Source organism: Planotetraspora sp. GP83, from assembly GCF_041262585.1.
Lineage (GTDB): Bacteria > Actinomycetota > Actinomycetes > Streptosporangiales > Streptosporangiaceae > JAOEGB01.
In genome coordinates this window covers 68,453-89,002 of record NZ_JBGCBZ010000016.1, presented here as the reverse complement: position 1 = coordinate 89,002, position 20,550 = coordinate 68,453, and the positions used below count along the sequence as shown (strand labels likewise).

Annotated in this window: 13 protein-coding genes; 12 read left to right on the top strand and 1 reads right to left on the bottom strand. The window is 71.2% G+C overall.

What is annotated here, in order from left to right:
- The first annotated feature begins 29 nt into the window (after window positions 1-29).
- From ABH927_RS22270 to ABH927_RS22215, 12 genes are all read left to right on the top strand, one after another.
- Window positions 30-1,826 (top strand): 2-isopropylmalate synthase, encoded by a 1,797-nt coding sequence (locus tag ABH927_RS22270; protein WP_370024194.1) that lies wholly within the window; start codon window positions 30-32, stop codon window positions 1,824-1,826.
- Window positions 1,827-1,899: 73 nt separating this feature from the next.
- On the top strand, window positions 1,900-4,704 hold the full coding sequence (locus tag ABH927_RS22265) for an AAA family ATPase (RefSeq protein ID WP_370024193.1): 2,805 nt from the start codon (window positions 1,900-1,902) through the stop codon (window positions 4,702-4,704).
- A gap of 68 nt (window positions 4,705-4,772) precedes the next feature.
- On the top strand, window positions 4,773-5,060 hold the full coding sequence (locus tag ABH927_RS22260; RefSeq protein WP_370024192.1) for an acyl-CoA carboxylase subunit epsilon: 288 nt from the start codon (window positions 4,773-4,775) through the stop codon (window positions 5,058-5,060).
- A 207-nt stretch (window positions 5,061-5,267) separates the two neighbouring features.
- Window positions 5,268-5,897, top strand: coding sequence for a hypothetical protein (locus ABH927_RS22255; protein WP_370024191.1), 630 nt, complete (start codon window positions 5,268-5,270; stop codon window positions 5,895-5,897).
- Window positions 5,898-5,953: 56 nt separating this feature from the next.
- Entirely contained in the window at window positions 5,954-6,943 is a 990-nt protein-coding gene (locus ABH927_RS22250; RefSeq protein ID WP_370024190.1) for a DUF1702 family protein, read from the top strand.
- A gap of 210 nt (window positions 6,944-7,153) precedes the next feature.
- Complete coding sequence (locus ABH927_RS22245; RefSeq protein ID WP_370024189.1) at window positions 7,154-8,116, top strand: DUF1702 family protein; 963 nt, start codon at window positions 7,154-7,156, stop codon at window positions 8,114-8,116.
- Window positions 8,113-10,080, top strand: a complete 1,968-nt coding sequence (locus tag ABH927_RS22240; protein ID WP_370024188.1) for an ASPIC/UnbV domain-containing protein — start codon at window positions 8,113-8,115, stop codon at window positions 10,078-10,080. The genes ABH927_RS22245 and ABH927_RS22240 overlap by 4 nt, the downstream gene beginning before the upstream one ends.
- Window positions 10,081-10,085: 5 nt before the next feature.
- On the top strand, window positions 10,086-11,072 hold the full coding sequence (locus tag ABH927_RS22235; protein ID WP_370024187.1) for an enediyne biosynthesis protein: 987 nt from the start codon (window positions 10,086-10,088) through the stop codon (window positions 11,070-11,072).
- A complete protein-coding gene (locus tag ABH927_RS22230) occupies window positions 11,069-16,843 on the top strand; it encodes an SDR family NAD(P)-dependent oxidoreductase (RefSeq protein ID WP_370024186.1) in 5,775 nt (1,924 codons plus the stop codon). The genes ABH927_RS22235 and ABH927_RS22230 overlap by 4 nt, the downstream gene beginning before the upstream one ends.
- A 3-nt stretch (window positions 16,844-16,846) precedes the next feature.
- A complete protein-coding gene (locus tag ABH927_RS22225; protein ID WP_261586199.1) occupies window positions 16,847-17,275 on the top strand; it encodes a thioesterase family protein in 429 nt (142 codons plus the stop codon).
- A 21-nt stretch (window positions 17,276-17,296) separates the two neighbouring features.
- Entirely contained in the window at window positions 17,297-17,833 is a 537-nt protein-coding gene (locus ABH927_RS22220) for a flavin reductase family protein (RefSeq protein WP_370024185.1), read from the top strand.
- Entirely contained in the window at window positions 17,830-19,218 is a 1,389-nt protein-coding gene (locus tag ABH927_RS22215; protein WP_370024184.1) for a cytochrome P450, read from the top strand. The genes ABH927_RS22220 and ABH927_RS22215 overlap by 4 nt, the downstream gene beginning before the upstream one ends.
- An 87-nt stretch (window positions 19,219-19,305) precedes the next feature.
- On the opposite strand, the gene ABH927_RS22210 is transcribed toward ABH927_RS22215, so the two are convergent.
- Window positions 19,306-20,106, bottom strand: a complete 801-nt coding sequence (locus tag ABH927_RS22210; RefSeq protein WP_370024183.1) for a helix-turn-helix domain-containing protein — start codon at window positions 20,104-20,106, stop codon at window positions 19,306-19,308.
- Between the last annotated feature and the right edge of the window lie 444 nt (window positions 20,107-20,550).

Genomic DNA, 20,550 nt, shown 5'->3' with positions numbered 1-20,550 from the left:
CTCGGTGCGACCAGATAGGGGCTCTGACAGTGAAGTTCAGACGCTACAGCGCATTCCCGCAGGCTTTCCTTGACGACCGCGTGTGGCCGAGCGCCGCCATCACCGCCGCGCCGCGCTGGCTCTCCACCGACCTCCGCGACGGCAACCAGTCGCTGGCGGCCCCGATGACCCCGGCCCGCAAGCTCGCCATGTACGACCTCCTGGTGGGCATGGGCTACAAGGAGATCGAGATCGGCTTCCCGGCCGCGAGCCAGGATGATTACAACTTCGTCCGCATGCTCGTCGAGCAGGACCGCATCCCCGACGACGTCCGCGTCTCGGTGCTCGTCCAGGCCCGCGACGAGCTGATCGAGCGCACCGTGAAGAGCCTCCAGGGGGCGCCGCGCGCCACCGTCCACCTCTACAACGCGACGTCGCCGCTGTTCCGGCGGCTGGTGTTCGACATGGACCGCGACGAGTGCAAGGACCTCGCCGTCCAGGGGACCCGGCTGACGATGAAGTACGCCGAGCGGACGCTGGGCGACTGCGATCTCGGTTTCGAATACTCTCCCGAGCACTTCAACGACACCGAGCTGGACTTCTCGCTGGAGGTCTGCGAGGCGGTCATGGACGTCTGGAACCCCGGACCGGGCCGCGAGATCATCCTGAACTTCCCCACGACCGTCGAGCGCTCGACGCCCAACGTCTTCGCCGACCAGATCGAGTGGATGAACCGCAACCTCTCCCGGCGGGAGCACGTCTGCCTGTCGGTTCACCCGCACAACGACCGGGGCACCGGCGTCGCGTCCGCCGAGCTCGCCCTGATGGCGGGGGCCGAGCGGATCGAGGGCTGCCTGTTTGGCAACGGGGAGCGGGCGGGCAACGTCTGCCTCGTCACGCTGGGGCTGAACCTGTTCACCCAGGGCGTGGACCCGGGCGTCGACTTCTCCGACCTCGACCACGTCCGCCGTACGGTCGAGCACTGCACGGGCATCTCCGTCCACTCCCGGCACCCCTACGGGGGCGACCTCGTCTACACCGCATTCTCGGGCTCCCACCAGGACGCCATCAACAAGGGCTTCGACGCCTTGGAGCGGGAGGCGGCCCGCACGGGCGCCGAGGCCGCCGATCTGCCGTGGCGCGTGCCGTACCTGCCGCTGGACCCGCAGGACGCGGGCCGCACCTATGAGGCGATCGTGCGGATCAACAGCCAGTCCGGCAAGGGCGGTCTGGCCTACCTCATGAGCGCCCGGCACGGGCTGACCCTGCCGCGCGGCCTCCAGATCGAGTTCGCCCAGATCGTGCAGGCGCTGGCGGACGCCGAAGGCGGCGAGATCGCGCCGGACCGGATCAGGCGGCTCTTCGAGAACGAGTACGTCATCACCTCGGCTCCGCCGGTGCCGCCGGCTTTCGACGCCCCCGCGACGGTCACCGGCCTCCACATCGACGGCGAGCCGTTCGGCTCCGGCTCGACCAGGACGGACACCATCCAGGCGGTCCGGGCGGCGCTCGCCCGGTGGGGCTTCCACGTCCGCGTGGTGCATCACACCGGCCTGGAGCGCCCCGGCCGTGCGACGGCGCGGCGGGTGGCCGTCTACGCGGAGTGCGGGGTGGACGGGACCACGTTCTGGGGCGCGGGGATCGAGCCGGACGTCGAGGGCGCCGCGGTGGCGGCCGTGCGCTCGGCCGTCACGAGGGCGCGGCTCGCGCGGGCCGCCCCTGGTGTCGGTGCGGAGGCGCAGCCGCACTCGGCGGGGGACGCGCAGCCGTCCGCCTTCCCGGAGCAGGACATGTGCCATGACCGCCACGGGGCCGGGCGGGCCCGGCGGGTGATAGCCGGGCGATAAGGATCGAATGCCCTCGGTACCTAACGTTGCGGTGTCAGATTCCCCGACCACGGTCTGACGATCGGAGGCGGCGATGGACCTGATCGAGCGCGAGGAGGAGCTGGCCTCCCTGGAGGGGCTGCTGGCCAGCGCCGTCGTGAGCAGAGGCAGGGTCGCCCTGGTCGGCGGCGCCGTCGCCACCGGAAAGAGCGCCCTCCTGCGGACGCTCGCCGAGCAGGCCATCGAGCTGGGCGCGCTGGCGGTCACGGCGACGGGCTCCCGGCTGGAGCGGGACCTGCCGCTGGGCGTGCTGGGCCAGCTCATCCAGGACGCGCCGCTGGTCGCCGGGGAGCGCGACCGCGCGCTCGCGCTGCTGGACGAGGGCGCCCGGGCAGTCGCGAACGCGCAGGAAGCCGCCGAGCAGCAGATCGACGCCCAGATCGTGCACGCCCTCTGCACGGTCCTGCTCGACCTGTCGGAGCGGTACCCCCTGATGATCATCGTGGACGACGTCCACCACGCCGACCGGGTCTCCCTGCTCTGCCTCGCGTATCTGGCGCGCCGCGTCAGGGGAGCCCGGATCGTGGCCGTCTTCGGCCACTCCGACCAGGGGCGCTACACCGACGCGTACTTCCAGACCGACCTGCTCCGCCAGCCGCACTGCCGCCGTCTCCAGCTCGCGCCGCTGTCACGGGCGGGGGTCGCCGGGCTGGCGGCGGAGCGGGTGGGCCGGGAGGCCGCCGCCCGGTTCGCCGACGACTGGTACGCGCTGAGCGGCGGCAACCCCCTGCTGGCCACCGCCCTCGCCGACGACCACCGGGAGTTCGTCCGCTCCGCCGCCGGGGAGCCGCCCACCACCGTCGTCATCGGCGACCAGTACGGCCAGGCCGTACTGTCCTGCCTGGAGCGGGGCCAGCCGCAGGCCATGCGGGTGGCGCGGGGGCTGGCAATCCTCGGGGAGACCGACGGCCTCGACCGGCTGCTCGACATCCCGGCGATGGACATCGGCCGGGAGCTGCTCTCCCTCAGCGCCGCGGGTCTGCTCACGGTGGGGAGCTTCCGTCACGAGGCCCTCAGGCAGGCCGTGCTCGCCGGGGTCGATCCCGAGGAGCGGATGGATCTGCACCGCCGCGCGGCCGAGCTGGCCTACGACGCCGGCGCCGCTCCGGCCGTGGTCGCCGAGCATCTGCTGCAGGCCGGACGGGTCGAGGCGGCCTGGGTCGTCCCGACCCTGGAGGAGGCGGCGCGGAGCGCCCTGCGGGGCGGCCAGGTGGAGTCGGCCGTGGCCTACCTCCGGATGGCGTGGCGCGAGTGCGCGGACGAGGCCCACCGGTCGAAGATCATGACGATGCTCGTGCGCGCCGAGTGGCGGATCAACCCAGCCGCGCCGGCCGGGCATCTCGCCGAGCTGGCCGAGGCGATGCACCGGGGCAGCCTGCGGGGGAGCGACGCCGTGGTGCTGGCGCGGGCGCTGCTGTGGCACGGCCGCTTCGACGACGCGCGCGACGTGCTGGAGCAGCTCAACGAGTCGATGGAGGCCGCGGACCACGAGACGGTCGCCGAGCTGGTCGTGGTCCAGCTGTGGCTGCGCGCCACCCATCCGCCGCTTCTGGCGCATGTGCGGCACACCGCCGCGGAACGCGGCCTCGCGACCATGGTCTCCGTTTCGGTCAGCAGGCGGCTGGAGTCGACGCTCGCCCTCGCCGAGGTGCTCACCCGGGGGCCGCGCGAGCAGCACCTGGACGCCGTCGAGCGGATCCTGGAGGACTCCCGCCTCGACGAGATGACGATGGAGACCGTGGAGAATTCCCTGTTGGCGCTCACGTACGCCGGGCGCTGCGAGCGGGTCGCCCCGTGGTGCGACCTGTTCAGCATCGAGGCGTCGTCTCGGCAGGCGCCAAGCCGTCAGGCCAGGCTGGCGGCCATCCGGGCCGAGATCGCGATCCGCCAGGGCGACATGCCGGCCGCCGAACATCATGCCCGTGTCGCCCTGGACACCATCCCGATGAGCAGCTGGGGCGTCGCCATCGGCGGGCCGCTCAGCAGCCTGATCCTCGCCCTGACGGCGATGGGCAGGTACGGCGCGGTGCGCGAGCATCTCGACCGGCCCGTCCCCGACGCCATGTTTCAGACCAGGTACGGCCTGCACTATCTGCACGCGCGCGGCCGCCACAGCCTGGCGACCGAATATCCGGCGCTGGCGCTGCGCGACTTCCAGCGGTGCGGAGAGCTGATGGCCGCCTGGAATCTCGACACGCCCGGACTGATCCCGTGGCGGGCCGACGCGGGGGAGGCGTGCCTGCGGATGGGGCAGGTCGAGGAGGCCCGGCGGCTCATCGAGGCGCAACTCGCCGCCTGCGGGACGGAAGCCCGGCGGGGCCGCGGCATCGCGCTGCGGCTGCTGGCCGCCGTGTCGGAACCGTCCCGCCGTCCCGCCCTGCTCCGCCAGGCGACCGAGTATCTCCAGATGGCGGGCGACAAGTACGAGCTGGCCCGGGCGCTCTTCGACCTGGTCGAGGTCTACGACGCGCTCGGCGAGTACCGCAGGGCGAGGACGATCGCCGGGCGGGCGCAGGTCGTCGCCGGCGAGTGCCGCGCCGAGCCGCTCGTCAAGGCGCTGGCCCGAGCCGGCGACGGGGGCGCGGCGGCGTCCCCGCTGCCGAGGGACCTGATCAAGGCGCTCAGCGACGGCGAGCGCCGGGTCGCCGCCCTGGCCGCGGCCGGTTACTCCAACCGCGAGATCGCGGCCAGGCTCTACATCACGATCAGCACGGTCGAGCAGCATCTGACCCGCACCTACCGGAAGCTGAACATCACCCGCCGCGCCGACCTGCCGCTGGTCCTCGAGTTCAGCAACCAGCGCGGCAACCAGGGCTCGGGGGAGCAGGCCACGCTCTGACGGAAGGTCCGCATTCCGGAAGAAGCGCGCGTCCCCGCCGGGTGTGACGTTCGTCGCGGGAGGCGACCGTGGAAGACAGCACAGCCGCGCAAGAGGGCGCAGACGTGACGATCGTCCGCGGGAACCCGACGCCCGAGGAGCTCGCGGCCGTCATCGCGGTCATCGCGCTGCTCCGCCGGCGCGCGGCGTCGGAGGCCGCCCGCGCGGAGGCCCCGCCCGCGTGGACCGACGGCTTCACGCTCACCCGCCGCCCGGTCCGGGAGCCCGCGCCACCTGGCGAACGAGCACCCACCCACACTGAGCAATCGCCTGGGAGTTTCGGCGGCACCTGGCGGAAGTCGCTGGGCGCCTGCTGACCGCTGGCTGATCAGTATTGATCACTGCTGATCGCGGCCTGCCTGATGCGGCGCTCTTCTCCTCATGTGCTGTGGCTCAGTGGATATTGGGCGAATAAGCGCTGTTTAGGGTAATGCCGCATTCTGCGAAAAACCGGGGCAGGCTGCCCGTCCCATCCTGATGAATGAGCATGACCGTGCCGTTTCCTCGTGTCACCGGAGATCAGGATGAGCGACAGCGCAGTCGTGGCAGACAGGGCCACGCCCAGCCCGGGAGCCGGCCACGTCCCCCGGAGGCGCAAACTGATCATCCTGTTCAGTGGACTGGCCGGCTTCCTGCTTACGGTGATCTGGTCGGCCGAGTTCGTCGACCAGACGATCGGCGACAACGTCGCCGGCACGCTTCTCGGGCACGACGCCAAGGGGACGCCGATCGCCGGCGTCGCCGCGGGCATCGTGTTCGCCTTCGTCAGCGGGATCGCCGGCACGTTCACCGCCTGCGACATCGCCGTCTTCGGTGCGGTGCTGATCGGCGGGTTCCTGATCGGCCGGCCGTTCGCGCTGTTCCGGCAGATGTTCCGCGACGCCGCGGAGAGAGGCAACCGGTTGTACGGCGCTGCGGCGTTCGTCATGCAGTCCGTCGGCAACATCGTGATCATGGCGGTGCGGTTCATCGTCCTCGCCGCCGTCGGCTGCAGCCGGCTGCAGCGGTGGCTGAGCGCCAAGCCCGGCCGGGCCGCGGTCCTGACAGCGTCCGCGCTGATCATCGCGGGCGTGTTCACCTTCCTTTACTGGGACGTACGGACGCTGGCGCGGCGGGAAATCATTCCGTGGTATGCGGCGGCGCCGTGGTCGTGACGGGCTCGATTCCACCAACGCCCCAGAACGCCCTGTCGATTGAAGAGGAGAACACCATGTCGACGTTATCCGGCTCGCTCCGCAGGCTCATTCTGGCGCCGTCGCTGCTCGATGTGACTTTCCGGGCTCGCGGTTTTCCCGTCACGCCGTCGCCCGCCACCGAACGGCTGGAGGCGATTCCCCAGGCGGTCGTCTGCGGCTTCGAATGGGGAATCGACGCCCGCGACCAGTGGGAGGTCGAGCGGCGGCTCAGCATGGTGGACGAGGAACTGCGGGGCTTCGCCTACGAGGGCGCCACGATGGCCTTCACCGTCCTCGACGCGATGGGCGGCGGGCGCGGCCACCGCACCCGCGACCTCCTCCTCGGCCCCGGGCAGCCGCACATCTTCCTCACCTACATCGGCATCGGGTTCGCCATGGCGCGGCTGCCCAGGCCGCTGTGGAAGAAGGTGGTCCCCGACCTCAGCGGCTCGGCGTACTACCCGGCGATGACCTGGCTGGCGGTCGACGGGTACGGCTTCGACCGCGCCTACTTCGACACCCGGCGCTGGGTCGACGAGCAGCGGGTGCCGTCGCCGTACGCGTGGGAAGGCTCGCCGGACTACTTCCTCCGGGCGGTCGACCAGGGCATCGGCCGGGCGCTGTGGTTCATCCACGGCGGACAGGTGCCCGACATCGCCGCCAACGTGGGGAGCTTCGCCGCCCACCGCCAGGCCGACCTCTGGAGCGGCGTCGGCCTGGCCGCGACCTTCGCCGGCGGGTGCGGGGCAGACGGGCTCGCCGTCCTGCGCCGCGAGGCCGGTGACCACCTGCCGGAGCTGGCCCAGGGCGTCGTCTTCGCGGCCAGGGCGCGGAGCTTCGCGGGCTTCGTGCCGGACCACACGGAGGTCGCCACCGCCGTCCTCGCGGGGCTGTCCGTCGAGGACGCCGTCGCCCTCGCCGACGCCGCCGCGGTGGACGCCGGCGACTCCGTTCCGGCGTACGAATTGTGGCGGCGCAATGTGAGCGCGCATTTCATCGCGGCGGAGAACCGTATTACTCGCTGACCCGGCGACGCGTTCGGTCCCCGCCACCTGCGGGATTTCCTCGCCGGCTCGAGGGTTCTGTTCGGCATGCCCGGAAACAACCCGCCGAATGAGCACGACCGGAGTGGACCACAAGTAAACCCATATGGCTACATCAAAAGGAAGATTACCCCAAGTATAAAATGACAACCTGGGGGAGGGAGAGGGAGATTGGCCAGCATTCTACGGTCATTGAGACGGCGCATTATTACGCCCGACGTCTCCGAGACGAGGCTCGCGAAACGCGGTTTCCATGTGAAGAACCCGGAGTCCCGGGATTTGCTGGAGACGGTCGGCGAGATGTTTCTCACCGGTTATGCCTATGCCGCGGAGTCGCGCACGCCGGCCGAGGCCGAGGAGCGTCTGGAGGAGCTTCCGCGGCGATTTCGCGGATTCGCCTACGAGGGCGCGGGAATGGCGTTCGGCATCCTTGACGCCACGCCGCTCGCGATGGGCCCCAAGGTCGCGGGCTTCCTCGCCCGGCCGGGCGGCGACGCCCAGATCTACATGATCTACGTCGGGGTCGGGTGGGCGATGGCCCGGTTGCCGCGGTTCCTGTGGTCCAAGATCCACGCCCCCGACCCGATGCTGCGGTGGCTCGCGCTCGACGGGTACGGCTTCCACCAGGCCTACTTCCGGACCGACCAGTACGTGCACGGGCAGTTCCAGGAGGCCCGGTTCCCGTGGCCGCTGGACGCGCCCGCCGGGTACGCCAACCGGGTCATCGACCAGGGCATCGGACGGGCCATGTGGTTCGTCGGGGGCACCGACGCCGACGTCGTGGCCACCATGATCGAGAAGTTCCCCGAGTACCGGCGGGCCGACCTGTACGCCGGCGCGGGGCTGGCCGCCACCTACGCCTGCGGCGCGGACGAGGCGGAACTGCTGGCCTTCCAGGAGCGGGCCGGCGCGTACCGTCCCCAGCTCGCGCAGGGCTCCGCGTTCGCGGCCGAGGCCCGGGTCCGGCCCGACCTCGTCGTGCCCGCCACCGAGACCGCCACGCGGGTGCTCTGCGGCACGACCCCGTGGCAGGCGGCCCGCATCAGCAACGAATCCCGTCCCGACCGGCCGACCCAGGGCGATGTGCCCGCCTACGAAGTGTGGCGGCGGCGCATAGCCGACCAATTTGTCTCTCTTGGAGGTGTTAGCCCGTGACTGGGACCCTTGGCTGGCTGCGGAGGCAGCTACCGGGAATCGTCGCTCTCGTGCTGGTCACGAGCGTCTTCTTGATCGCCCGCCTGCCTTCCTACTCCGCGGCCCAGACGGCCACCATGGCGAGCAAGTTCTCGTTCAAACCGCTGTCAGTCGCTCTGCCGGGCGGATACGCGCAGCACTCGATCCGCCAGGTGAACAAGGACTACACGCACATCGACGCGTGGATCTCCTCGGTCGGCGCGGCGATCGCGATGAACGACCTCGACGGTGACGGGCTGTCCAACGACCTGTGCCTGGTGGACACGCGCATCGACCAGGTCGTGGTCACGCCGACCCCCGGCGCGGGCTCCGGCAGGTACGCCCCGTTCGCGCTGAGCCCCGGCGCGCTGCCGGTGAACGACCACATGGCGCCCATGGGCTGCGTCCCCGGCGACTACAACGAGGACGGCCGGCTCGATCTGCTCGTCTACATGTGGGGCCGCACGCCGATCATCTATCTGGCCAAGCCGGCCGCGGCCAAGCTGGGCGCGGACGCCTACCAGCCGACCGAGCTGGTGCCGGGGAAGAACGCCACCAACGGCAGGTACACCGGCCCGCAGTGGAACACCAACGCCGCCACCGTCGCGGACTTCGACGGCGACGGGCACGACGACATCTTCATCGGCAACTACTTCGCCGACGGCCCGGTGCTCGACCCCACGGTCAGCGGCGGCGTGCACATGAACCACTCGATGTCCGACGCCCACAACGGCGGCGAGGACTACTTCTTCCGGTGGACGGGAGCCGGCACGAGCGGTCAGCCCACGGTCAGCTACCAGAAGCTCGACAACGTCCTGCCCAAGGACGCCTCGAAGGGCTGGGAGCTCGCCGCCGCGTCCACCGACCTGGACGGCGACCTGCTGCCGGAGCTCTACCTCGCCAACGACTTCGGCCCCGACCGGATGTTCTACAACCGGTCCACGCCGGGCCACATCAAGCTCTCGCTCGTCGAGGGCGTGCGCTCGCCGATCATCCCCAAGTCGAAGAGCATCGGCCACGACTCCTTCAAGGGCATGGGCGTGGACTTCGGCGACCTGAACCACGACGGCATCTACGACATGTTCGTCAGCAACATCACCACGTCGTGGGGCATCGAGGAGAGCAACTTCCAGTTCGTCTCCACGGCCAAGAACCAGGCCGACCTGCGCGCGAAGCTGCGCGACGGCGTGGCGCCGTGGCAGGACAGGAGCGGTCCTTCGGGCACCGCCTGGTCGGGCTGGGGCTGGGACGTCAAAATCGACGACTTCGACAACAGCGGCGAGCTGTCGATCGCCCAGGCGACCGGGTTCGTCAAGGGTCAGACCGACCGCTGGCCGCAGCTCCAGGAGCTGGCCACGGCCAACGACGAGCTGCTGCAGAACCCGTTCTGGTGGCCGAACGCCCAAGCGGGCGACGACATCGGCGGAAACCAGACGCTGCACTTCTTCGTCAAGGGTCCCACCGGCCGGTACGTCGACCTGGCCCCCCAGCTCGGCCTGGCCGTACCGGTGCCGACGCGGGGCATCGCCACCGGCGACGCCGACGGTGACGGCCGGCTGGACTTCGCCGTCGCCCGGCAGTGGGGCGAGCCGGTCTTCTACCAGAACCAGAGCCCGTCCACCGGCGCCTTCCTCGGGCTGCGGCTCACCCACGACGCCGCGCCGGTCGCCGGGACGCTTCCCGCCGCCGGCTCGCCCGTCACCGGCGCGCAGGTCTGCGTGATGACCCCCGACGGGCGGAAGTACATCGCCCGCGTCGACGGCAGCAGCGGGCACTCCGGCAGGCGGACCACCGATGTGCACATCGGCCTCGGCCCGAACGTCACCGGACCGCTGACCGTCAACCTGCGCTGGCGCGACCGCACCGGACAGACCCACGTACAGGACCTTCAGCTGGCCCCCGGCTGGCACTCGCTCAAGCTCGGCCAGCAGGCGAAGGAGAAGTGATCGACATGGCTGAGAACAAGCCCAGCGCGCCGCCGCGGCATGACCCCAAGGTGGTCATCGCCCTGCGCAACTTCGCGATCTCGATTTCGGTCTTCAACATCGTCGGCTACACGATTCTCGGGTTCGAGCAGCCGTGGACGTGGCCGTTCATCGCCCTCGCGACCGGCTACAGCATGGAGCTCGGGCTGGAGTGGATCGGAGCCCGAGTCGAGGGACGCCCGCCGCGCTACGCGGGCAACGGGTTCCGCGGCCTGCGCGAGTTCCTCTACCCGGCGCACATCACCAGCCTCGCCATGAACATGCTGATCTACGTCAACGACCAGATCTTCGTGCTGTTCTTCGGAGTCGTGGTGGCGGTCGGCGCCAAGTGGGTGCTGCGGGCCCCGGTGAAGGGCAGGCTGCGCCACTTCATGAACCCGTCGAACTTCGGCATCGCGGTGATCCTGCTCCTGTTCCCCTGGGCCAGCATCGCTCCGCCGTACCACTTCACCGAGCACATCGACACCTGGGCGGACTGGCTGATCCCCGGCCTGATCATCATCGGCGGCACGATGCTCAACGGGAAGCTCACGGGCCGGATGCCGCTGATCATGGGCTGGGTGGGCGTCTTCGCCCTGCAGGCGATCGTCCGTGGCCTCTTCTTCGGCACGTCGATCCCCGCGGCCCTCGGGATGATGACCGGCGTCGCGTTCGTGCTCTTCAGCAACTACATGGTCACCGACCCCGGCACGAGCCCCTCCAAGCCCGCGTCCCAGGTGGCCTTCGGCGGCGGCGTCGCCCTGCTGTACGGCCTGCTGACCGCGGTGCACATCTCCTACGCGCTCTTCTTCGCCACGGCCGGCGTCTGCGCCATCCGCGGCGGGTTCTTCTGGGCGCTGCACTTCGTCAACAAGGCGCGGGAGCAGCGGGAGACTCAGGAGTTCCGCGCGGTCACCACCGAGGTGGCCGTGGAGAAGGTCCCGGCCGCGGGGACGGAGGTCGCGGCCGCATGACCAGGATCGCGATCGTCGGCATGGCGTGCCGCTATCCGGACGCCGCGTCGCCGAGAGAGCTCTGGGAGAACGCTCTCGCCGGTCGCCGCGCCTTCCGCAGGCTGCCCGATGTGCGGATGCGGCTGGAAGACTACTGGGACGCCGACCCGGCCACCCCGGACCGCTTCTACGCCCGCACCGCCGCGGTCATCGAGGGCTACGAGTTCGACCGGATCGGCTACCGGATCGCCGGCAGCACCTACCGCTCGACCGACCTCACGCACTGGCTCGCGCTCGACATGGCGGGCCTGGCACTGGCCGACGCGGGCTTCCCCGGGGCGGAGGGACTGCCCCGGGAGCGCACGGGCGTGGTCGTGGGGAACACCCTGACCGGGGAGTTCACCCGGGCCAACGTCATGCGTCTGCGCTGGCCGTACGTGCGCAGGACGGTCGCGGCGGTCCTCAAGGAGCAGGGAGGCTGGGACGACGACCGGCTGGCCGCCTTCCTCGAGGACCTGGAAGCCACCTACAAGAACCCGTTCCCGCCGATCGACGAGGACACCCTCGCGGGCGGCCTGTCGAACACGATCGCGGGGCGGATCTGCAACCACTTCGACCTCAACGGCGGCGGCTACACGGTCGACGGCGCCTGCTCCTCCTCGCTCCTGTCGGTGACGACGGCGTGCAAGGCGCTCATCGACGGCGACATCGACGTCGCCATCGCCGGCGGGGTGGACCTGTCGATCGACCCGTTCGAGATCGTGGGCTTCGCGAAGACGGGCGCCCTGGCCAAGAGCGAGATGCGGCTCTACGACCGCAGGTCCAACGGCTTCTGGCCGGGCGAGGGCTGCGGGATGGTCGTGCTGATGCGCGAGGCCGACGCGCTGGAGGCCAGGCGCCGGGTCTACGCCACCATCGCCGGTTGGGGCATCTCCTCCGACGGTAAGGGCGGCATTACGAGGCCCGAGGTCAGCGGCTACAAGCTGGCGCTTCGGCGGGCCTACGAGCGGGCGGGTTTCGGCATCGAGACCGTCGAGCTGTTCGAAGGCCACGGCACCGGCACGGCCGTCGGCGACGCCACCGAGCTCACGGCGCTGTCGGAGGCCAGGGCGGAGGCCGGTCCCGGGGCCGCTCCGGCGGCGGTCACCTCCATCAAGGGGATGATCGGGCACGCCAAGGCGGCGGCCGGGGTGGCGGGCCTGATCAAGGCCGCGATGGCGGTGCACGAGCAGGTGCTGCCCCCCGCCATCGGCTGCGTCGAGCCCCACGACATCCTGGCCGAGGAGTCGGCGCCGCTGCGCGTGCTGCGGAGGGCCGAGCCGTGGCCGGCCGGCGCTCCGGTCCGCGCCGGCATCACGGCCATGGGCTTCGGCGGCATCAACACGCACGTCGTGCTGGAGAAGAGCGGTCCGCGCCGTCGCGTGCCGCTCTCGACCCGCACGCGGGCGCTCGCCTCGTCGGCGCAGGACGTGGAGCTGCTGCTGGTGGACGCCGCTTCACCTGAAGGGCTGCGCGAACGGCTCACCCAGATCGCCGAGTTCGTGGCGCAGGTGTCGTACGCCCAGCTCGCCGATCTCGCCGCCACGCTGCAGCGGGAGTCGCGTGACCTGCCGTGCCGGGCTGCGGTGGTGGTCTCCTCGCCCGAGGACGCCGGACGGCAGATCCAGCGCGTGCTGGACGCCCTCGAGGCGGGCGAGACGCGCCTGTTGACGCCGGACGGCCGGGCCTTCCTGGGCCACGCGGACGGCCCGGCCCGGGTGGGCTTCCTCTTCCCGGGGCAGGGGTCGGGCCGCGGCACCAGCGGCGGCGCGCTGCGGCGGCGCTTCGCCGAGGCCGAGGAGATCTACGCCAGGGCGGCGCTGCCGATCACGGGCGACATGGTGGCGACGGCGGTGGCCCAGCCCCGCATCGTCACCGGCTCGATGGCCGGTCTGCGCGTTCTGTCTCTGCTCGGCGTCGACGCGGACGTCGCGGTCGGCCACAGCCTGGGCGAGATCTCGGCGCTGCACTGGGCGGGCGCGCTGGAGGAGGAGACCCTGCTCCGCGTGGCCACCGTGCGAGGCGAGGCCATGACCGAGCACAGCGCCTCGGGCACCATGGCCGGCCTCCGGGCGGCGCCGGACGCCGTGCTCGACCTGATCGGCGACCTGCCCGTCGTGATCGCCGGATACAACGGCCCGAGCCAGACCGTCGTCGCCGGTCCCGTGGACGCGGTCGAGACGGTCGGGCGCAGGGCCGCCGACGCGGGCCTGACGTGGACCAGGCTGGCGGTCTCCCACGCCTTCCACTCGCCGCTGGTGGCCCCGGCGGCCGACGCGCTCGGCGCGTACCTGGAGATAGAGGAGCTCGGGCCGATCGAGCGCCAGGTGGTCTCCACGGTCACCGGGGAGGTGCTGCCGACGGACACCGACATCGCCGGGCTGCTGCGCCGCCAGATCACCGACCCCGTGCTGTTCACCCAGGCGGTGGAGCGGGCGGCCAAGGACATCGACCTGTTCATCGAGGTCGGCCCCGGTCGCGTGCTCAGCGGGCTGGCGGCGGACGTGACGGACGTGCCCGCGGTCCCGCTGGACACCGACGCCGAGTCGCTGACCGGGCTGCTGCGCGCGGTGGGCGCCGCCTACGTCATCGGCGTCCCCGTCGTGCACGAGGAGCTGTTCCAGGGCCGGCTGGTCCGGCCGCTGGAGGTGGGCGCGGAGTTCTCCTTCTTCGCCAGCCCCGCCGAGCAGGCGCCGGAGGTTCGCCTCCCCCAAGCCGCGCGAGCGCTCCAGGCTCCGGCGCGGACTGAGCCGATGGGCACGCCGCAGCCGGACGGGCAGACCACTCAGCCGGCCGAGTCGACCATCGACCTGCTGCGCCGCCTGGCGGCCGAGCGCGCCGAGCTTCCTCTGGAGATGGTGACCGAGGACAGCAGGCCGCTCGACGAGCTGCACCTGAGCTCGGTCACCGTCATGCACATCGTCGACCAGGCGACCCAGGCGCTGGGCGTCCCCGCGAACCGGTCTCCCACGAACCTCGCCACGGCCAGCCTGCGCGAGCTGGGCGAGGCGCTCGACCGGCTGGCCGTGGAGCCCCAGGAGACGGTGGCGAAGGGGGTGGCCGGCGCCGCTCCGTGGGCCAGGCCGTTCGCCGTGGACCTCGACGAGCTGCCGCTGCCGGAGCGGACGGCGGCGCGGGAGAGCGGGCACTGGCAGGTCTTCGCGGCCCCGGAGTCCCCGATCGCCGAGCCGCTGCGCCTGGCACTCGAACAGGGGAAGGTCGGTTCCGGTGTGCTGGTGTGCCTACCGCCGGAGTGCGGGGAGGAGCATCTGGAGCAGGCGCTCCTCGGCGCCAAGGCGGCGATCGCCAGTGCGCCGGGCACCCGGTTCGTCCTGGTCCAGCACGGCAGGGGCGCGGCCGGGCTCGCCAAGACGCTCCAGCTCGAAGCCCCGCGGCTCCGGGTCACCATCGTGCACGTACCGCCCACGCCGGAGGCGGTCGGCTGGGTGGTAGCCGAGGTGGCCGCCACCACGGCCTACGCCGAGGCGTACTACGACGCGGCCGGCGTGCGGCGGGTGCCCACGATGCGGGCGCTGCCGGTACGGCCCGCACGAACCGAGCAGCCGCTGGACGGCACCGACGTGCTGCTGGTGACCGGCGGCGGCAAGGGCATCACCGCCGAGTGCGCGCTGGCGGTGGCAGAGGACAGCGGGGCCAGGCTCGCCGTGCTGGGCCGTTCCGACCCGGCGGGCGACGAGGAACTCGCCGCCAATCTGCGGCGCATGGCGGACTCCGGCATCGAGGTGCGCTACGCCAGGGCCGACGTCACCGACCCGGAGCAGGTGCGGCGCGGAATCGCGGAGCTGGAGGCGGCGCTCGGGCCCGTCACCGCGGTGCTGCACGGCGCCGGACGCAACGAGCCCGCAGGCCTGACGAGCCTCGACACGGCCGCCTTCCGCCGGACGTTCGCCCCCAAGGTGGACGGCCTGCGGAACGTGCTCGACGCGATCGATACCGGCAGGCTGCGCCTGCTCGTGACCTTCGGCAGCATCATCGGCCGGGCCGGGCTGCACGGCGAGGCGCACTACGCGACCGCGAACGAGTGGCTGGCCGACCTCACCAGTGAGGTCGCCGAGAGGCATCCCGGCTGCCGCGCGGTGTGCATGGAGTGGTCGGTCTGGTCGGACGTGGGCATGGGGGAGCGGCTGTCGGTCATCGACGGGCTGACCCGCCAGGGCATCACGCCGATCTCCCCGGAGCAGGGCGTGCGGATCATGCGGCGGCTGGTGGCCGACCCGGACGTCCCGGGCGTCGTGGTGATCAGCGGGCGCACCGAGGGCATCGACACGGTCCGGTACGACCTGCCGGCGCTGCCGCTGCTGCGGTTCGTCGGCAAGCCGCTCGTCCGCTACCACGGCGTGGAGCTCGTCACCGAGGTCGAGGTCAACGCGGGAACCGACCTCTACCTGCCCGACCACTACCTCGACGGCAACCTCCTCTTCCCCGCCGTGTTCGGCATGGAGGCCATGGCCCAGGTCGCCTTCGCGGCCACCGGGCGGGAGGCGACGCCGGTCATCGAGGACGCGGAGTTCCTGCGGCCGATCATCGTGCCGCCGGACGGCAGCACCACGCTCCGGGTGGCCGCCACGGTCACCGACGACGACACGCTGGCGGTGACCATCCGGAGCGCGGAGACGGGCTTCGACGTGGACCACTTCCGGGCGCGGCTGTCGTACACCGGCGAGGCGGCCCCCGAAGGGCCGCCCGAGCAGGTGGGAGAGGGGCTGCCCCCGGTGGCGCTGGATCCGGCCGCCGAGATGTACGGCGACGTGCTGTTCCAGGGCAAGCGGTTCCAGCGGCTGCGCCGCTATCACCGCGCCGCGGCCCGGCACGTCGACGCGGACGTGGCGGCGGTCGACGCGTGGGACTGGTTCGCCGCGTACCTGCCCGGCCACCTGCTGCTCGGCGACCCCGGCATGCGGGACGCGCTCATGCACGGCAACCAGGTCTGCGTGCCGGACGCCACGCTGCTCCCGACCGGGATCGAGCGGGTCCACGCGGGCGGCGCGTCCCTCGCCGCGGCGGGGGAGCTGCGCTACTGCGCCACCGAGCGCAGCCGCGACGGCGACACCTACGTCTACGACATCGCGGTGCGTACGCACGCCGGCGATGTCGTCGAGCGGTGGGACGGCCTGCGGCTCCAGGCCGTGCGGAAGAAGGACGGGCGCGGACCCTGGGTGGCCCCGCTCCTCGGCTCCTACGTCGAGCGGACTCTGGAGGACCTGACCGGCACGCGGGTGGCGGTCGTGGTCGAACCTCATGAGGGGAAGGAGCCGGACGGCCCGGCGGCCGTGAGCGTGGGGCGGGCCTTCGGCCGCCCGGTGGAGGTCCGGTACGGCCCGGACCGGAAGCCGGAGGTCGACGGCGAGCGGGCCGTCTCGGTGGCGCACGCCGCCGGGGTGACCCTCTGCGTCGCGGCCACCGGCACCCTCGGCTGCGACGTCGCCTGGGTGACCACGCGCTCGGCGGAGGAGTGGAAAGGCCTGCTCGGTCCGCGCGCGCCGCTTGCCGAACTGATAGCGGGGGAGTTGGGCGAGGGGCCCGACACCTCGGGCGCGCGGGTCCTGTCCGCGGCCGAGTGTTTGCGGCGGGCCGGTCTCGCGCCGGGCACGCCGCTCACGCTGACTCCGGACAGGCGCGACGCGTGGGCGGTCTTCGCCTCCGGCGGCCTCCGGATCGCGACGCTCGTCACCACCGTGCGGGGCGTCCCCGAGCCCGTCGTCGTCGCGGTGCTCACGGAAGGAGGGGCATAGGCCATGAGCAAGTACTTCGAATACCTGCACACGGTCGGGTTCGAGGAGACGAACATCGTCGGCAACGTCTACTACGTCAACTACCTGCGGTGGCAGGGGCGGTGCCGGGAGATGTTCCTGAAGGAGCGGGCGCCGGAGGTGCTCGCCGATCTGCAGGACGATCTGAAGCTCTTCACGCTCAAGGTCGAATGCGAGTTCTTCGCGGAGATCACGGCATTCGACGAGCTCTCCATCAGGATGCGCCTGGGCGAGCTCGCGCAGACCCAGCTCGAGTTCAGCTTCGACTACGTACGGCTGGACGCGGGTGAGCGGGAGACGCTCGTCGCCCGCGGCAAGCAGCGGGTGGCCTGCATGCGCGGGCCGAACACCCGCACATCCCCCGCGAGGGTCCCCGAGTCGCTGGTCAGGGCGCTCGAACCGTACGCGCCCTAGGCGCGGATCCAGGAGGTCAGCGTGCAAGTCGAGCAATCTACGGCGTCCTGCCAGGTGACGGACCCGAAAGTGCTGCGGCGGGCGTTCGGGGCGTTCGCCACCGGCGTCACCGTGGTGACGACGGGCGGTCCGGTCCCGCATGCCATGACCGCCAACTCCTTCACCTCGGTCTCGCTCGACCCGCCGCTCGTGCTGGTCTGCATCGATCGGGGTGCGGTGATGCACCAGTGCCTCAGCATGGCCGACTCGTTCGGCGTGTCGGTCCTGGCGTCTCACCAGGAGAACGAGGCGCGGCACTTCGCCAACCGCTACCGGGCGCTCGGCGCGGCGCAGTTCGAGAACGTCGCGTGGCTGTCCGGCGAGCTGACGGCCGTGCCGCTCATCGCGGGCGCGGTCGCGCGCTTCGAGTGCGAGGTGTGGCGCTCCTACGAGGGCGGCGATCACACGATCTTCATCGGGAAGGTCCTGTCCATCTACCAGCAGACCGACCGCGACGGCCTGCTGGTCTACCGGGGCAAGTTCCGGGAGATCACGGATCTGAGGGAGCTGTCGGCATGAGCCTCAACACCGAACGACCGCCGGCGGCCGCGTCGGTCCCGGGCGGCACCCGCGTGGTGCCGCCCGGACCTCCGATCACGGCCGCGCCCAGGCTGTTCAAGCAACTCGTGACCGACCGCATCGGGATGCTCTCGTCGGCCGCGTCCCGGTACGGCGACGCCGTACGGCTGGCCATCGGCCCGAAGGCGATCTACCTGTTCAACCACCCCGACCACGCCAAGCACGTGCTGGCCGACAACAGCGCCGCCTATCACAAGGGCATCGGGCTCGCCGAGGCCCGCCGGGTCATCGGTGACGGGCTGCTGACGAGCGAGGGCGAGCTGTGGCGCAGGCAGCGCAGGACGATCCAGCCGTCGTTCCAGAACAAGCGGCTCGCCCGTCAGGACGTCCTCATCGCGCAGGAGGCCGCCCGCCTGGTGGACCGCCTGCGGGCGCATGCGGGCGGACCGCCGGTCGACGTGGCCGGGGAGATGACCGGGCTCGCCCTCGGCGTCCTGGGCCGCACTCTGCTCGACGCCGACCTCGGAGCCTTCACCTCGATCGGGCACTCCTTCGAGGAGATCCAAGACCAGGCGATGTTCGAGATGGTCTCACTGAGCATGGTGCCGCTGTGGCTGCCGCTGCCCATGCACCTGCGCTTCCGCCGGGCCCGCCGAGAGCTGTACCGGGTGGCCGATCGGCTCGTGGCGGAACGGGGCGCGGGCTCGGCCGACGGAGACGACCTGCTGTCGCGGCTGCTGGCCTCGACGCGGGAGGAGGCCGATCCCCGGGCCGCCCGGCAGTTGACGCGTGAGGAGATCGTCACGCTGCTGCTCGCGGGGCACGAGACGACGGCCAGCACGCTGTCGTGGGCCTTCCACCTCATCGACCGGCATCCGGAGGTGGGGGAGCGGCTGCGCGCGGAGGCCGTCGAGGTGCTGGGCGACCGGCCGCCGGTCTACGAGGACCTTCACCGGCTCACGTACACGGCGATGGTCGTCGAGGAGGTCCTGCGGCTCTACCCGCCGGTGTGGGCCCTGACGCGGGTGGCCCAGCGAGACGACGAGGTGGGCGGCTACCACGTGCCGGCCGGGGCGGACGTCATGATCAGCCCCTACACGCTGCACCGCCACCCCGCCTTCTGGGACGAACCCGATCGGTTCGATCCGGAGCGGTTCGACCCCGGCCGCCCGGCCAGCCGGCCGCGCTATGCCTACATCCCGTTCGGCGCGGGGCCCCGGTTCTGCGTCGGCAACCACCTCGGCATGCTGGAGGCGACGTTCGTCCTCGCCATGGTGTGCCGCGAACTGCGGCTGACCGGCGTTCCCGGCTACCGGGTGACTCCCGAGGCCATGCTGTCCCTCCGGGTCCGCGGCGGCCTGCCGATGTCCGTGACCCTGGCCTGAGACGTTCCCCGGAACACCCGGATCAGATATCGAAAGCGCCGCGGGCGGTGATGGAATCACCGCCCGCGGCGCTTGTCGTGCCGGGGCTCAGCAGGCGTCCGCACAGGCGTCCGCAGTGGCGTCCGCGAAGTCCTGCGAGTCCTGCGAGGACAGGAGGTCGCGCAGCGCCAGCAGCACCGGGGGGTCGAGCGGCCGCATCGGCTTGAGCTGGATGTCGGCGAGATGCGGCCCGCCTCCCGGCCCGATCGTGATGGGCCCGGAGCGCGCGATGCAGAGCGCCTCGTCGTCTCCGGGCGGGTAGTGGATGGCGTCCTCCCGGCCGGCGGCGATGGACTGCGCGATCAGGTGCCAGCGGCCCTCCGGCACGTTCTCCAGGACGTACGGCCCGGGCCTGCTGAGCAGCGTGAAGCTGGCGGGCCGGCCCTCCAGGATCTGGTCGGGGAACAGGCCCGCGAAGACGGGCCGGTCCTCCATCGGAGAGGTGATGTCACCCCTGATCGTCACCGTCGGGCACCCCGATAAAATCCGGCGGCCGTCGGTGAGGATCTGCGGCGTGACGCTCATGAGCTGCCGATACCTGCTCGGAGAGAGCCCCACGCTGCTGGTGAACCGCGAACTGAAGGTGCCGACACTGGAGTAGCCGACCTGATGGCTGATGTTCGTGACGCTCAGCGGTGTCGAGGCCAGCAGCCGTTTGGCCTCGCGGAGCCGTACCGCTGACAGGAAGCGCCCAGGTGAAAGCCCCGTGACCCGCTGGAAAACGCGGGAGAAATGGAACTTGCTGAACATCGCCGTGCGCGCCATGTCGTCGATGGTGATCTGTTCGCCGAGGTTCTCGTGCATGCTGTCGATGACACGCAGGACAGCCCGCTCGATTACGTCGTCCATTACCCCTCCCGGATAGTGGAGGCGTCGGCCGAGCAATCCTGAATAAGACTGGGCACGACAAATGCGCCAGTATTACTCCTGGATTGCGACGTTCCCCTGATCGCCCTGGTCGGCGTGTGTTCCGAGGAGTCACGTGGCGTTTTCCGGACAGATGTTCATCCGGACATTTGCCGCGTTTCCTGACTCTCTCGGTGATTACACGCGGCGAGATGCTGTCGACGCTGCACTGCGCCGCAAGTTTCTCCGAGAACTTGTTTGAGTAATTGACCGGTGACATCATGTGGCCGCATTGTTCCGGGCGTTTACGCCATCGGATGGGAGGCCCTACGGGCGCCTGCGGCGCGGGCCGGGCAGAGGCTGGGTGAACACCACGTTTCATGCAGCGGAACGCGGGCTCCACATGGCGGCCCGGTGCCCCGGAAAGGCGACGTAGCGGTCGCTCCT